Below are 14,458 nucleotides of genomic sequence, written 5' to 3'. Positions count from 1 at the left end.
GGCTCAGCGCGGCGGCGCCTGCTGCATGCTGCTGCGCCAGGCGTCCAGGAACTGGCGCCGCTTCAGCGCATCCAGGTACACCAGCAACCCCGGGCCCAGCGCGATCGGGCGGAACGCCGCGGCGGCGGCCGGCCCGCCCTGCGCCACCCTGCCCGGCTGCGGCAGGATCGGCTGCAGCCGTGCCTCGCGCGACAGCACCTGCTGTCCGCGCGGCGACAGCAGGTAGTCCAGGAAACGTCGCGCCTCGGCCGCATGCGGGCTGTCGCGCGGGATCACCGCGGTGCGCAGCGCCACCAGGGTGTAGTCCTCCGGCTGCACGATCGCCAGCGGCGCGCCGGCATCGATGCGCGCCTGCGCATACGAGCCCAGCACGTTGTAGGCCAGCAGCAGCTCGCCGCGCGCGACCTTGTCCAGGAGCACGCCGGTGCGCTCCTCCAGCACCACCTGGTTGTCGCCCATCGCCGCCAGCAGCGCCCCGGCCATGCTGCCGAGCTGGCTGTCCTGGGTCGCGAACAGGTAGCCCACGCCGCTGCGCTCCACGTCGTAGGTGCCGATGCGTCCGCGCAGCGGCTGGCCCGGTGCGCGCAGCAGTTCCAGCAGACGACGGCGGGTGCGCGGCACCTGCGCGGCCGGCAGCCGCGCGGTGTTGTAGACGATCGCCACCGGCTCGTAGCTGATGCCGAAGAGTTCGTGCCGCCATTGCGCCCAGGTCGGCAGCGCCTCGGTCTGCGGCGAACGGTGCGCCAGCGCGTGGCCGTCGTTCACCAGCTTGGTCTGCAGGTCCATGCTGGCGCTGATCAGCAGATCGGCGCAGCGCGGGCCCGGGCCCGGCCGCAGATAGCGCTGGTAGATGTCCCAGGCGATCGCGTCCTGGTACACCACCTCGGTGCGCGGATGCAGGCGCTGGTAGTCGCCGATCACCGCGGCGAACACTTCGATGTCGGTCGAGCCCTGGATGCACAGCTGCGCGCTGGCGGCGCCCTGTGCCGGGAAGCGGCGCACGTCGCCGGGCGCGGCCAGCGCGGTGCCGGCGAGCAGCACGGTCAACAGCAGCGGCAGACGGCGCAACAGTGCGGACAGGCTCATGGATGCAACCTCGGCAGGTGCAGGCTGGCGATCAGGCCGCCGCCCACGCGGTTGGACAGGTCGATGCGGCCGCCATGGGCCTCGACCACGCGCTTGACGATCGCCAGGCCCAGTCCGGCGCCGCCGGCGGCCGCGCCCTCGCCGCGCACGAAACGCTCGAACACGCGCTCGGCCTCGGCCGCGGCGATGCCGGGGCCGTGGTCGGCCACGGTCACCACGCAGTCGCGCGCATTGCAGGTCAGCGCCACCTGCAGCGGGCCGTCGCCGCCGTACTTGCAGGCGTTGTCGATCAGGTTCTTGATCGCCTCGCGCAACAGCAGCGCATCGCCGCGCACCAGCGCCGGTTCGCTGGCGACGGCCAGTTGCACGCGCGGCCGCGGCGCGGCCTGCGGCACGGCCTCGTGCAGCGCCTGGTGCAGCACCTCGGCCAGGTCGACGCTGGCGTAGCGCTGCAGGTTCGAACGGTGGATCACGCTGGCATCGCTGAGCAACTGGTTGAGCAGGCGGCTCATGTGCGTGGCATTGCGCTCGATCGCCTCCAGGCTGCGGCGCATCTCGTGCGGGTCGTCCTCGTCCAGCGCCAGTTGCGCCTGCGCGCGCAGCGCCGCCAGCGGCGTGCGCATCTGGTGGGCCGCCTCGGCCATGAACGCACGCAGGGTTTCGTTGCTGCCGGCCAGGCGCGCCATGAAGCGGTTCAGCGCCGCCACCATCTGCTGCATCTCCTGCGGCGCGGTGGCGGCCACCGGCTTGAGCTCGGACGGTTCGCGCCGCGACAGCTCGCGCTCCAGCGTGCGCAACGGGCGCAAGGCGCGCGATACGCCCAGCCAGACCAGCGCCAACGCCAGCAGCGACAGCAGTGCGATCGCCACCAGCGCGTGCAGCACCACGTCCTGCGCCAGCGCCTCGCGTGCGCGGCGGGTCTGCCCCACCTGCACCCACACCTGGTCCTGCGCCGCCGCCGAGGACACCCGCCGCGACACCACCGCAAAGCGCACCGGCTCGCCGCTGTAGACCGCGTCGAACAAGCGCGGCGGTGCGCTGGCGCGCGGCAGCGACGGCGCCGCCGGCAGGTCGTCGTAGCCGGTGATGGTGCGCCCACGCGCATCGAACACGCGGTAGAACACCCGGTCCTCCGGCGCCATCGCCAGCAGATCCAGCGCCGCGTACGGCAGGTCCACCTGCCATTGGCCGCCGGCCAGCGCCACCGAATCGACGATGGACAGCGCCGAGGACACCAGCAGGTGGTCGTAGGAACGGTTGGCGGCGCGCTGGCCGTAATCGCGCGCCACGAAGAACAGCGCCACCGCGCCCAGCAGCGACAACGCGCCCAGGTAGCGCAACAGCGTGCGCCGGATCGACGGCGCTGGCGGCGCGGCCTCAGCCATCGACGTCCGCTGCCGCCGGATCCGGCGGCGCCGCGGCCGCCTCCAGCTTGTAGCCGACGCCGCGCACGGTGACGATGCGCAGCGGCGCGTCGGCCAGCTTCTTGCGCAGGCGCCCGACGTAGAGCTCGATCGCGTTCGGCCCGGCCTCGTCGTCGAAGCCGAACAGGCCGTTGCCGATCTCGTCCTTGCCCACCACCTGGCCGAGCCGGCCGATCAGGATCTCCAGCAGGCGGTATTCGCGGTTGGGCAAGTCGATCGGCGTGCCGTCCAGGCTGACACTGTGCGCGGCGTTGTCGAAGGCGAAGCCGCCAAGCTGCACCACTTCGCTGGCCTGGCCGCGGTTGCGCCGCAGCAACACCCGGCAGCGCGCCTCGAACTCGCGGAAATCGAACGGCTTGCCCAGGTAATCGTCGGCGCCCACGTCCAACGCCTGCACCCGGTCCTCGATGCCGTCGCGCGCGGTCAGCATCAGCACCGGCGTGGTATCGCCGCGCTCGCGCAGCCCGGCCAGCACGCGCAGCCCATCCAGCCCCGGCAGGCCGATGTCCAGCACCACCAGATCGAAGCGCTGGTAGCGCAGCACACCGGCCGCACTCAGCCCATCGCGCTGCCAATCCACCGCATGCCCGCTGCGGCGCATGCGCCGCACGATCGCATCGGCGAGATCGGCGTTGTCTTCTACCAGGAGCAGGCGCATGGGTCGGGGATTGGGGATTCGGGATTGGGGATTCGCAAGAGCGGCTCCGTACGCGGATGCTAACGCGCCTGCGTCAGGGCAGACAGCACGCACGGTGCTTTTACCAATCCCGAATCCCGAATCCCCAATCCCGGCCCCACCGACAGGTCGATGACAGCTACGCCCGACTAGGCTGCGTCCACGCCGGTCCGCGGCATGCGCTGGCGGACCGATCCAATCGCTGCGACACGCACCTGGGAGGGGACGTGGAACTAAAGACTCTGACATGGGGCAGCGCCTGCGCGCTGCTGTGCCTGGCCGGCTCGGCGCGCGCCGCCACCGACGACGACGGCCCGGTGACCGCCGAACTCGGCGGCCGCCTGCACTGGGATTTCGCCCATTTCGACAACGACAATCGCGGCACGCCCAATCCCGACGACACCGAGATCCGCCGCCTGTGGCTGGATGTGTCCGGCAAGTTCTTCGGCTTCGGCTACAAGGTCGAAGGCGATTTCGCCGGGCTGCAGGACGACTTCAATGGCAAGGGCATCGAGGCCAAGGACGTCTACATCACCCGCAAATTCGGCGCCGGCACCCTGACCGTGGGCCAGTTCAAGCAGTACTTCACCCTCGACGACCGCACCGGCTCCAACTTCGGCCAGTTCCTGGAGCGCAGCGGCGCGGCCAGTACGCTGGCGCCGCTGTACCGCAAGGCGGTGTCGTGGCAGGCCGCAGGCACCGACTACACCTGGGCCGCCAGCGTCTACAGCCTGCAGAGCATCGACGTCTCCAATGTCCGCGGCCATGCGTTCGGCGGCCGCGGCACCTGGGCGCCGGGCGCGCGCGACGGCGACGTGCTGCACCTGGGCCTGTCGCTGGCGCACGAGCACTACGATCATCCCGGCGCCGGCGGCGCGCCGGCGCTGAGCATCCGCCCGCGCCCGGCCGGGCATCTGTCCGACGACAGCCGCATCACCCTGGCGCGCTTCGCCGACGGCCGCGACACCGACGTGGACAAGTGGTCGCTGGAATACGCGCAGGTGCGCGGACCGTTGTCGTGGCAGGGCGAGTTCAGCGGCGGATTGTTCGACGACGGTGCGCAGCGTGCCGACGTGATGGCGGCCTACGGCTTCGTCAGTTGGTTCGCCACCGGCGAATCGCGCCGCTACGACAGCAAGACCGGGCGTTTCACCCGCATCAAGCAGGTCAACCACAAGTACGGCGCCTTCGAATTGGCGCTGCGCTACGACCGCATGTGGGGCGAGCAGCACCGCGACGGCCAGCCGGATCTGCTCGACGCCTCCACCGCCTCGTGGACGCTGGCCGGCAACTGGTATCTCAAGCCGAACCTGCGGCTGATGCTCAACCTGATCGACAGCCGCAACCGCGATCACCTGGCCGGCGTGACGCTGGACCATACGCGGGCGATCACCGGGCGCTTTCAGTATGACTTCTAAGTGCCGGGACCCGGGACTCGGGACTCGGGACCCGGAAAAGCGCAGGGTTGTCCCTGAGGCTTTATCGACCTTCGCTCTCCGGGCCCCGGGTCCCCGGCCCCGGGCCCCGGCCTTTCACCACAAGGAACTTCCATGCTGACCGCGCTCGGTTTCGGAATGGTCATTACCTTCATGTACCTGATCATGAGCAAGCGGCTGTCGCCGCTGGTCGCGTTGATCATCGTGCCGATCGTGTTCGCGCTGGCCGGCGGCTTCGGCACCGGCATCAACGAGATGATGCTGGAAGGGATCAAGAAGATCGCGCCCACCGGCGTCATGCTGATGTTCGCGATCCTGTACTTCGGGGTGATGATCGACGCTGGCCTGTTCGATCCGCTGGTCCGGCGCATCCTGCGCCTGGTCAAGGGCGACCCGATGAAGATCGTGGTCGGCACCGCGGTGCTGGCGTTGCTGATCTCGCTCGACGGCGACGGCTCCACCACCTACATGATCACTGTCTCGGCGATGCTGCCGCTGTACCGGCGGCTGGGCATGAACGCGCTGAACATGACCTGCGTGACCATCCTCGCCGGCGGCGTGATGAACCTGACGCCGTGGGGCGGCCCGACCGCGCGCGCGGCCACCGCGCTGCACGTGGACCCGGCAGACGTGTTCGTGCCGCTGGTGCCGGCGATGGCGCTGGCGATCGCCGGCATCCTGGTGCTGGCCTGGTACCTGGGCATGAAGGAGCGGCGGCGCCTCGGCGTGGTGACGCTGCCCGGCGATGCCTGGATGGACGGCAGCGTGGCCGACGACGGCGAGGCGCTGCCCACGGTGGAGGACGCCGAGGACATCAAGCGGCCGCGGCTGCTGTGGGTGAACCTGGTGCTGACCCTGGCGTTGATGGCCGCGCTGGTGATCGGCGTGCTGCCGATGCCGGTGCTGTTCATGATCGGCTTCGCCCTGGCGCTGCTGATCAACTATCCGAACCTGGCCGAACAGCGTCGGCGCCTGGTCAACCATGCCGGCAACGTGCTGTCGGTGGTGTCGCTGATCTTCGCCGCCGGCGTGTTCACCGGCATCCTCTCCAACACCGGCATGGTCGAGGCGATGTCGCGCAGCTTCCTGGCGGTGATCCCCGACGCCTGGGGCCCGTACCTGGCGGTGATCACCGCGCTGGCCAGCATGCCCTTCACCTTCTTCATGTCCAACGACGCCTTCTACTTCGGCGTGCTGCCGATCCTGTCCGACGCCGCCAGCCACTACGGCATCACTCCGGTGGAGATGGCCCGCGCCTCGCTGGCCGGGCAACCGGTGCACCTGCTCAGCCCGCTGGTGCCGTCCACCTACCTGCTGGTCGGCCTGGCCAAGGTCGACTTCGCCGACCACCAGCGCTTCACCCTGAAGTGGGCGGTGTTGATTTCACTTTTGCTGATGGCGGGCAGCCTGCTGTTTGCGCTGTATCCGGTGGCGCGATGAAGCCGGGACCCGGGACCCGGGACCCGGGACCCGGAAGAGCGCAGCGCTGTGACTAAAGTTTTACCGACTTCCGTTCCCCGGGTCCCGGGTCCCCGGTCCCGAGTCCCGGCGTTCCCCACCTGCCACGGAGCATCTTCATGACCCTAAGAATCGCCTACGTCACCAGCGGCATGGGCAGCATCGGTACCGCGATCTGCCAGAAGCTGGCGCGCAACGGCCATACCGTGGTCGCCGGCTGCGGGCCGGACTCGCCGCGCAAGTCGGCGTGGCTGCGCGAGCAACGCGAGCTCGGCTTCGACTTCATCGCCTCCGAGGGCAATGCCACCGACTGGGATTCGACGGTGGCCGCCTTCGCCAAGGTCAAGGCCGAGGTCGGCGAGATCGACGTGCTGGTCAACAACGCCGGCGGCAGTCGCGACATGCTGTTCCGGCAGATGGGCCGCGAGGACTGGCAGGCGGTGATCGCCAGCAACCTGCATGCGCTGTTCAACATCACCAAGCAGGTGGTGGATGGCATGACCGCACGCGGCTGGGGCCGCATCGTCAACATCGGCGCGGTCAGCGCGCAGAAGGGCCAGATCGGGCAGATCAATTACGCCACCGCCAAGGCGGCGATGCAGAGCTTCAGCCGCGCGCTGGCGCAGGAAGTGGCCTCGCGCGGGGTCACCGTCAACACGGTGTCGCCCGGCTACATCGCCAGCGCGGCGATCAGCGGCTTCCCGCCGGACGTGCTCGACCGCCTGGCCAGTTCGGTGCCGCTGCGCCGGCTCGGCAAGCCCGAGGAAGTCGCCGCGCTGTGCGCCTGGCTGGCCTCGGACGAGGCCGCCTACGTCACCGGCGCCGACTACGCGGTCAACGGCGGCCTGCACATGGCCTAGGGCGTGCGCAGCGCCGCGACGCGCCCCTGGCATACACTGCCGGTTCCGCTTCGTTCGTCGCGCCCCGCTCCGCATGTCCGACAAACCCGAATCCGGCGCGCCCGCCGCGCGCCTGCAGATGGCCGACATCGCACGCATGGCCGGCGTCTCCGAATCCACGGTGTCGCGCGCGCTGGCCGACAATCCGGTGGTCGCCGAACGCACCCGCGCCTACATCAAGCAGCTCGCCCGCGACGCCGGCTACCGGGTCGATCCGGTGGCGCGCAGCCTGCGTTCGCGCCGCTCCAACATCGTCTGCGTGGCGGTACCGCTGATGCACGCGCACGAGCAGCCGTTGTCGGACCCGTTCATGATGACCATGCTGGCGCTGCTCGCCGATGCACTGACCGCGCGCGGCTACAGCATGCTGCTGTCCAAGCTGGACCAGCACCAGGACCACTGGGTCGAGGACCTGGCGCGCAGCAGCCGGGCCGACGGCGTGATCATGCTCGGCCAGAGCCACGAGCATGCGTCGCTGGACGCGGCCGCGCGCGGGGGCCTGCCGATGCTGGTGTGGGGCAGCCGCATCGACGGCCAGGCCTATGCCAGCGTCGGCAGCGACAACCTGCGCGGCGGCGAACTGGCCACCGCGCACCTGATCGAGCACGGCCGCCAGCGCATCGCCTTCCTTGGCGACGAGCAACTACCGGAAGTGGCGCCGCGCTTCGCCGGCTACCGGCGCATGCTCGACGCGCACGGCCTGGCGTTCGACCCGCGGCTGCACGCGCGCAGCCACTTCCTCAGCGAGGACGCCTACCGCCTGACCCGGGCGATGCTGAAGAAGACCGATCCACCCGATGCAGTCTTCGCCGCCTCCGACGTGATCGCACTGGGCGCGATCCGCGCCCTGATCGAAGCCGGCCACCGCGTGCCACAGGACATCGCCCTGGTCGGCTTCGACGACATTCCGCTCGCCGCTTACAGCCAGCCGCCGCTGACCACCGTGCGCCAGGACCTGGCCCAGGCCGCCACCCTGCTGGTGGACGGCGTGCTGCACCTGATCGCCGGCGCACCGGTGGACTCGGTGGAGCTGCCGGTCAGCCTGGTGGTGCGGGAGTCGGCGTGAGGGGCGGGGATTGGGCAGCGGGATTGGGGATTCGTAGAAGCCAGGACGCGCGCATTGCGGGTGCACCGGCCTAGCCGGCTTTTCCCAATCCCCAATCCCCAATCCCGGCTCCACCGCTTTACGAATCCCGAATCCCCACTCCCGAATCCCGCCCCCTCACCAACCCCATCGCCACCGCCGCCAACAGCATCAACACGCCGGCCAGGCGAATGACGTTGCGCGGGTCGCCCTGCAGCAGGCTGTCGTAGTAGAGCGGCAGGGTCACGATCTGGATCAGCATCGGCAGCACGATGAACAGGTTGAACAGGCCCATGTACACGCCGGTGCGTTCGGGCGGGATGCTGTTGGCCAGCATCAGGTAGGGATTGCCCATCATGCTGGCCCAGGCCAGGCCGATGCCGATCATCGGCAGCAGCAACAGCCAGCGGTCGTGGATCGACGGCAGCAGGCACATGCCGAGGCCGGCAGCGACCAGGCAGGCGGCGTGGGTCGCCTTGGGGCCGAACCGGCGCGCCACCGGCACCATCGCGAACGCGGCCAGGAAGGCGACGAAGTTGTAGAAACCGCCGATCTGGCCGTTGACCAGCCCAGCCTCGCGGAAACCATGCGAATCGGCCGCGGTAGTGCCGAACAGGGTGGTGGACAGCGACAGCACGATGTACTGCCAGTAGCAGAACATCGCATACCACTGGAACAGCATCACCGGCGCCATCTGCCGCATCGTCGGCGGCATCTGCCGCACCGCGTCGACGATCTCGCGTAGCGTCGCCAGCGGCCCGACCGTGGCACTGCGCAGGCGCTGCAGCTGCGCCGGCGGCAGCACCGGCTCGCGCACGCTGCGCGCGGTGAGCAGGATCGACGCAGCGGAGAAACCCGCGCCGATCGCGAACGCGGCGATGGTGACGTAGGGAATATGGTGGGCGTTGGCCGCGTCCTGGTTCATGCCCAGCCACACCAGCAACGGCGGGGTGACGTAGGCCAGGGTCTGACCGAGGCCGGTGAACGCGCTCTGGGTCAGGTAGCCCAGCGGCCGCTGCGGTGGCGCCAGCACGTCGCTCACCAGCGCACGGTACGGCTCCATCGCCACGTTGTTGGCCGCATCCAGCATCCACAGCAGCGCCACCGCCATCCACAGCGCCACGCTGAAGGGCATGGTCAGCAGGCACAGGCTGCACACCAGCGCGCCCACCACCATGTACGGCATGCGCCGGCCCCAACGCGTCACCGTGCGGTCGCTGAGCACGCCGACCACCGGCTGCAGCACCAACCCGGTGATCGGGCCGGCCAGCCACAGATACGGCAGGTTGGCGTGGTCGGCGCCCAGGTAGTTGTAGATCGGGCTCATGTTGCTCTGCTGCAGCCCGAAGCTGTACTGCACGCCGAAGAAACCGGCGTTGAGCGCCAGCACGCGAGAGAGCGGAAGCAGAGGGCGATCGGAACGCATGAGCATCGGCATCGGCCTGGGGCGGGTCGGGCACGCGGGAGGCGTGCCGCAGCGGCGGAGCGGAGTGTCGCCGCGCCTGCAATCGTTTGTAACGCTGCGCCGCACCATGCAAGATATGCCCCGTCTCTTCCTGATCGGGATCCATCGGCACCGCTGCCGCTTTGCTGCACTGCAAATTGCAAACGATTGCAAGCAGCCGTATCTGTAGCCCGCCGCACCCACCGTCCGTGCCGCGCCCTGTCCGTTCCCGGCGGTGGCGCGCCGCCACCTACTGCACCATTTCGCTTCGGGAGAGACAGCGATGCACCACCCTTCGATCCGCCTGCAGACCCTGGCCCTGGCCGTCGCCGCGGCGCTGTCCGCGCCGGCTGCGCTCGCGCAACAGGCCACGCCCGCCGCTGCCGACGCTCCGGCGGCGCAGGGCGACGTGATCAGCCTGGACTCGGTGTTCGTCACCGGCACCGCCACACCCAAGAGCAAGCTCAAGTCCAGCGTCTCGGTCAGCACCGTCGGCGCCGAGGCGATCGAACGGTCGGCACCGCGCAGCACCGCCGAGATCTTCCGCAACATCCCCGGCATCCGTTCCGAATCCAGCGGCGGCGAAGGCAATGCCAACATCGCCGTGCGCGGCCTGCCGGTCGCCTCCGGCGGCGCCAAGTTCCTGCAGTTGCAGGAAGACGGGCTGCCGGTGCTGGAGTTCGGCGACATCGCCTTCGGCAACGCCGACATCTTCCTGCGCGCCGACTACAGCCTGGAGCGCATCGAGGCGATCCGCGGCGGCTCGGCTTCCACCTTCGCCAGCAACTCGCCCGGCGGCATCATCAACTTCATCAGCAAGACCGGCGACACCGCCGGCGGCAGCGTCGGCCTCACCCGCGGCCTGGGCGGCTACGACAACACCCGCCTGGACTTCGACTACGGCGCGCCGTTCGCCGAGCACTGGCAGTTCAATGTCGGCGGCTTCTACCGCCGTGGCGACGGCGTGCGCGACGCAGGCTACACCACCGACAAGGGTGGCCAGCTCAAGGCCAACCTGACCCGGCTGTTCGACAACGGCTACGTGCGCGTCTACGCCAAGTACCTCAACGACCGCGCCGCCGGTTACCTGCCGGTACCCACGCGGGTCAGCGGCCGCGACGGGTCGCCGCACTTCGGCAGCATCGACGGCTTCGACCCCGGCACCGACACGCTGTACAGCCCGTACTTCCGCAGCAGCGCCACCCTCGATGGCGGCAACACGCCCTCGCGCGTGGAACTGGGCGACGGCATGCATCCGCTGTCGCGCGCGTTCGGCGCCGAGGCGCAGTTCGATGTCGGCGGCGGCTGGACCCTGACCGACAAGTTCCGCATCGCCGACACCTCCGGGCGCTTCGTCTCGCCGTTCCCGGCGCAGGTCGCCGATGCCGCGGCGCTGGCCGCCAGCATCGGCGGCGCCGGCGCCGGCCTGCGCTACGTCGACGGACCGAACGCCGGCCAGGCCTACACCGGGCTGGCGCTGCGCACGCACCTGTTCAACGTGCATCTCAACGACCTGGGCAACGCGGTCAACGACCTCAGCCTGGCCCGCGACTTCGGCAGCGGCGGCGGCGACAACCTCAACCTCAAGGCCGGCTGGTACACCTCGCGGCAGACCATCGACGTGGACTGGACCTGGAATTCCTACGTGCAGTCGCTGGCGCACCGGCCGCGGCTGCTGGACGTGGTCGCCGCCGACGGCAGCCTGCGTTCGCAGGACGGCCTGTACGCCTACGGTGTGCCGTACTGGGGCCTGGACAATACCCGCCACTACGACGTGCGCTACGACATCAACGCGCCGTACCTGGCGCTGAGCTGGGACCAGGGCCCGCTGAGCGTGGACGGCAGCCTGCGCTACGACATGGGCCGCGCGCGCGGCAACACCGCCGGCGGCGTGCTGGCCAGCAACATCGACGTGAACGGCGACGGCGTGATCGAGGCGCCGGAGCAAAGCGTGGCGACCATCGACTACGGCAACCGCAAGCCGGTGCGCTACGACTGGAACTACCTGTCGTATTCGTTCGGCGGCAATTACATGCTCAACGACGACCTGGCCGCGTTCGCGCGCTACAGCCGCGGTGCGCGTGCCAATGCCGACCGCCTGCTGTTCGGCGTGGTCCGCGATGATGGCTCGGTGTCCTCCAACGAGGCGGTGAACGTGGTCAAGCAGCTCGAGGGCGGCCTGAAGTGGCGCAGCGGCGGGCTGAGCCTGTTCGCCACCGCCTTCGCCGCGCGCACCCAGGAGCAGAACTACGAAGCGACCACCCAGCGCTTCTTCGACCGCACCTACAAGGCGCATGGCCTGGAACTGGAAGCGGCGTACCGCGCCGGTGGCTTCAACCTCAACGGCGGCCTGACCTGGACCGATGCCACCATCGACAAGGACCAGATCACCCCGGCCAACGCCGGCAACACGCCGCGTCGGCAGGCGCGCTTCGTCTGGCAGCTGACCCCCAGCTACCGCGGCGAGCGCTACCAGATCGGCATCAACGCGATCGGCACCAGTTCGGCCTACACCCAGGACAGCAACCAGCTGAAGATGCCCGGCTACACCCAGGTCAACCTGTTCGGCGACTACCGCATCACCGACGCGCTGACCGTCTCGCTCAACGTCAACAACCTGTTCAACACCTTCGGCCTGACCGAAGCGGAAGAAGCGTCCATCGCCGACGCGGCCTCCGGCGTGATCCGCGCGCGCTCGATCCCGGGCCGCACCTCCAGCATCAGCCTGCGCTACGACTTCTGACGAGGACCGCACATCCGCGCCCCGCACGGGCGCGGCCAAGCCCCCCATGACCGCACCCGCTCCTTCCGCACTGTCCGCGCTCGCCCACACCCTGTGGCAGGCGCATCTGCCTCCGGATGCCGCTGCCGCAGTGCTGCCACGCCTGCAGCGCCACGGCGAGCGCCTGCTCGCCCCATTGCATGCGCTGTACGGCGCGCATCCGGCCTTCGCGCAGTGGCTGCCGCACTGGCTGACGCAACTCGCGGCCACCGCCACTGCGCGGCCGCCGGCGCTGCGCCAGCTCGATGCCGAGCGCGCGCCCGACTGGTTCGCCACCCCGGCGATGCTCGGCTACAGCGCCTATGTGGACCGTTTCGCCGGCACCCTGGCCGGCGTCGGCGAGCGTGTGCCCTACCTGCAGGAACTGGGCGTGCGCTATCTGCACCTGCTGCCGTTCCTGCGCGCGCGCGACGGCGACAACGACGGCGGCTTCGCGGTCAGCGACTACGGCCAGGTCGAGCCGCGCCTCGGCGACACCGTCGACCTGGCAGCGCTGACCGCACGCCTGCGCGAAGCCGGGATCAGCCTGTGCGCCGACTTCGTGCTCAACCACACCGCCGACGACCACCCGTGGGCGCTGGCGGCCAAGCGCGGCGATGCGCGGCATCTGGACTACTACCACCACTTCCCCGACCGCAGCGTGCCGGACGCCTACGAGCGCACCCTGGGCCAGGTGTTCCCGCACACCGCACCGGGCAACTTCACCTGGGTGGAGGAAGCCGACGCCTGGCTGTGGACCACGTTCTATCCCTACCAGTGGGATCTGGACTGGAGCAATCCGGCGGTGTTCGGCGAGATGGCACTGGCGCTGCTGCACCTGGCCAACCTGGGCGTGGAGGTGTTCCGCCTGGATTCCACCGCCTACCTGTGGAAGCGCCCCGGCACCGACTGCATGAACCAGCCGGAGGCGCACATCATCCTGCAGGCGCTGCGCGCGCTCACCGACATCCTGGCGCCGGCGGTATTGCTGAAGGCCGAGGCGATCGTGCCGATGGCGCAGTTGCCGCCCTATTTCGGCACCGGCGCCACGCGCGGCCACGAATGCCACCTGGCCTACCACAGCACGCTGATGGCGGCCGGCTGGGTGGCGCTGGCCGAGCAGCGCGGCGACATCGTGCAGGCGGCGATCGCGCACACGCCCGCGCTGCCGCCGGCCTGCGCCTGGCTCAGCTACGTGCGTTGCCACGACGACATCGGCTGGAACGTACTGCAGCGCGAAGCCGCCGGTGGCGAGGGCGTGGCCCCGTTCCCGCTGGCGCGCATCGCCCAGTTCTACGCCGGCCGCACCGCCGACAGCTACGCGCGTGGCGAGGCGTTCCAGAGCAGCGGCGACGGCGTACACGGCAGCAACGGCATGAGCGCGGCACTGACCGGCATCGCCACGGCGCTGGCCGCCAACGACAGCGACGCACTGGAGCTGGGCGTGCGCCGCCTGCTGCTGCTGTACGCGGTGGCACTGGCGATGCCGGGCGTCCCGCTGCTGTACATGGGCGACGAGCTGGCCCTGGGCAACGATGAGGCCTATCGCGAAGATCCACTGCGCCGCCACGAAGGCCGCTGGCTGCATCGTCCGGCCATGGACTGGGCACGCGCGGCGCAACGCCACGACACCGACAGCCTGCCCGGCCAGGTCTACACCCGCCTGCGCGGGTTGATCGCCGCGCGTACCGACACCGCGGCGCTGGCCGCCGACCAGCCGCTGCGCGCATTGCCGCTGGGCGATCCCGCGCTGCTTGGCCTGGCCCGCGGCGAGGCGTTCGTGGCGGTGTACAACTTCAGCGCGCAACCGATCGCGGTGGATGTCGCCACCACGCTGGGCGAAAGCGACTGGCAGGCCATCGCCGACGGCGGCAGCGATCCCTCGGCACTGTCGAACTGGAACGGCATCCTGCCCGCGTACGGCTTGCGTTGGTGGCGGCGCGGCTGAGCCGAAACATCAGCGGCGCTGTACGCGCCGCTGCTGCACATCTGCACGTGCGAGTGCGTGCAGTCGGGACTGAAGTCCCTCCCACAGGCGCGCACCCTCACTGGCACGCGGTGGCATGTGTGCGTCGTAGGAGCGGCTTCAGCCGCGACCAGCGTTCATGGGAACGCCTGGCGCGGCTGAAGCCGCTCCTACGGAAGGCAGCGCAAAGGTGGGGCCGGACGGGCGCTACCAACGCGGTTACC

11 protein-coding genes are annotated in these 14,458 nt (G+C 69.9%); 7 read left to right on the top strand and 4 right to left on the bottom strand.

Annotation, left to right across the window (positions count from 1 at the left end):
- Positions 1 to 3 precede the first annotated feature (3 nt).
- From FHR56_RS13880 to FHR56_RS13870, 3 genes are read right to left on the bottom strand one after another with little or no spacing between them, the layout of a single operon-like run.
- Positions 4 to 1,086, bottom strand: coding sequence for an ABC transporter substrate-binding protein (locus tag FHR56_RS13880; RefSeq protein ID WP_160945364.1), 1,083 nt, complete (start codon positions 1,084 to 1,086; stop codon positions 4 to 6).
- Positions 1,083 to 2,471: a sensor histidine kinase gene (locus FHR56_RS13875; protein WP_160945365.1), complete on the bottom strand. Its 1,389-nt coding sequence runs from the start codon at positions 2,469 to 2,471 to the stop codon at positions 1,083 to 1,085. The genes FHR56_RS13880 and FHR56_RS13875 overlap by 4 nt, the downstream gene beginning before the upstream one ends.
- On the bottom strand, positions 2,464 to 3,168 hold the full coding sequence (locus tag FHR56_RS13870; protein WP_160945366.1) for a response regulator transcription factor: 705 nt from the start codon (positions 3,166 to 3,168) through the stop codon (positions 2,464 to 2,466). The genes FHR56_RS13875 and FHR56_RS13870 overlap by 8 nt, the downstream gene beginning before the upstream one ends.
- A 245-nt stretch (positions 3,169 to 3,413) precedes the next feature.
- On the opposite strand from FHR56_RS13870, the gene FHR56_RS13865 reads away from it, so the two are divergent.
- The 4 genes from FHR56_RS13865 to FHR56_RS13850 all read left to right on the top strand — a co-directional run bounded on the left by FHR56_RS13865 (position 3,414) and on the right by FHR56_RS13850 (position 8,045).
- Positions 3,414 to 4,604: a porin gene (locus FHR56_RS13865; protein WP_160945367.1), complete on the top strand. Its 1,191-nt coding sequence runs from the start codon at positions 3,414 to 3,416 to the stop codon at positions 4,602 to 4,604.
- Between the two features lie 132 nt (positions 4,605 to 4,736).
- Positions 4,737 to 6,062 carry a CitMHS family transporter gene (locus FHR56_RS13860; protein WP_160945368.1) on the top strand — a complete coding sequence of 442 codons (1,326 nt, stop codon included), beginning with the start codon at positions 4,737 to 4,739 and terminating at the stop codon, positions 6,060 to 6,062.
- A 137-nt stretch (positions 6,063 to 6,199) separates the two neighbouring features.
- Positions 6,200 to 6,940 carry an acetoacetyl-CoA reductase gene (phbB, locus tag FHR56_RS13855; RefSeq protein ID WP_160945369.1) on the top strand — a complete coding sequence of 247 codons (741 nt, stop codon included), beginning with the start codon at positions 6,200 to 6,202 and terminating at the stop codon, positions 6,938 to 6,940.
- Positions 6,941 to 7,013: 73 nt separating this feature from the next.
- On the top strand, positions 7,014 to 8,045 hold the full coding sequence (locus FHR56_RS13850) for a LacI family DNA-binding transcriptional regulator (protein ID WP_160945370.1): 1,032 nt from the start codon (positions 7,014 to 7,016) through the stop codon (positions 8,043 to 8,045).
- Positions 8,046 to 8,163: 118 nt separating this feature from the next.
- On the opposite strand, the gene FHR56_RS13845 is transcribed toward FHR56_RS13850, so the two are convergent.
- The gene (locus tag FHR56_RS13845) at positions 8,164 to 9,489 is read right to left on the bottom strand and encodes an MFS transporter (protein WP_160945730.1); all 1,326 of its coding nucleotides are present in this window, start codon (positions 9,487 to 9,489) and stop codon (positions 8,164 to 8,166) included.
- Here FHR56_RS13845 and FHR56_RS13840 point away from each other — a divergent pair.
- The 3 genes from FHR56_RS13840 to FHR56_RS13830 all read left to right on the top strand — a co-directional run bounded on the left by FHR56_RS13840 (position 9,488) and on the right by FHR56_RS13830 (position 14,216).
- Complete coding sequence (locus tag FHR56_RS13840) at positions 9,488 to 9,697, top strand: hypothetical protein (protein ID WP_160945371.1); 210 nt, start codon at positions 9,488 to 9,490, stop codon at positions 9,695 to 9,697. The genes FHR56_RS13845 and FHR56_RS13840 overlap by 2 nt on opposite strands.
- A 93-nt stretch (positions 9,698 to 9,790) precedes the next feature.
- On the top strand, positions 9,791 to 12,250 hold the full coding sequence (locus FHR56_RS13835; protein WP_160945372.1) for a TonB-dependent receptor: 2,460 nt from the start codon (positions 9,791 to 9,793) through the stop codon (positions 12,248 to 12,250).
- A 46-nt stretch (positions 12,251 to 12,296) separates the two neighbouring features.
- Entirely contained in the window at positions 12,297 to 14,216 is a 1,920-nt protein-coding gene (locus FHR56_RS13830) for an alpha-amylase family glycosyl hydrolase (RefSeq protein WP_184502648.1), read from the top strand.
- Positions 14,217 to 14,458: the final 242 nt, after the last annotated feature.

The organism is Xanthomonas sp. F10 (assembly GCF_014206815.1).
In the GTDB taxonomy this organism is placed as follows: Bacteria; Pseudomonadota; Gammaproteobacteria; order Xanthomonadales; family Xanthomonadaceae; genus Xanthomonas_A; species Xanthomonas_A indica.
Note: the sequence above shows the minus strand (reverse complement) of the source record. Positions and strands in the feature narration are given on the sequence as shown.

Coding starts and splice junctions, on each gene's coding strand:
- FHR56_RS13860 (WP_160945368.1), top strand. CDS start 4,737: ATGCTGACCGCGCTCGGTTTCGGAATGGTCATTACCTTCATGTACCTG.
- FHR56_RS13875 (WP_160945365.1), bottom strand. CDS start 2,471: ATGGCTGAGGCCGCGCCGCCAGCGCCGTCGATCCGGCGCACGCTGTTG.
- FHR56_RS13845 (WP_160945730.1), bottom strand. CDS start 9,489: ATGCGTTCCGATCGCCCTCTGCTTCCGCTCTCTCGCGTGCTGGCGCTC.
- FHR56_RS13880 (WP_160945364.1), bottom strand. CDS start 1,086: ATGAGCCTGTCCGCACTGTTGCGCCGTCTGCCGCTGCTGTTGACCGTG.
- FHR56_RS13870 (WP_160945366.1), bottom strand. CDS start 3,168: ATGCGCCTGCTCCTGGTAGAAGACAACGCCGATCTCGCCGATGCGATC.
- FHR56_RS13840 (WP_160945371.1), top strand. CDS start 9,488: ATGAGCATCGGCATCGGCCTGGGGCGGGTCGGGCACGCGGGAGGCGTG.
- phbB (WP_160945369.1), top strand. CDS start 6,200: ATGACCCTAAGAATCGCCTACGTCACCAGCGGCATGGGCAGCATCGGT.
- FHR56_RS13830 (WP_184502648.1), top strand. CDS start 12,297: ATGACCGCACCCGCTCCTTCCGCACTGTCCGCGCTCGCCCACACCCTG.
- FHR56_RS13835 (WP_160945372.1), top strand. CDS start 9,791: ATGCACCACCCTTCGATCCGCCTGCAGACCCTGGCCCTGGCCGTCGCC.
- FHR56_RS13850 (WP_160945370.1), top strand. CDS start 7,014: ATGTCCGACAAACCCGAATCCGGCGCGCCCGCCGCGCGCCTGCAGATG.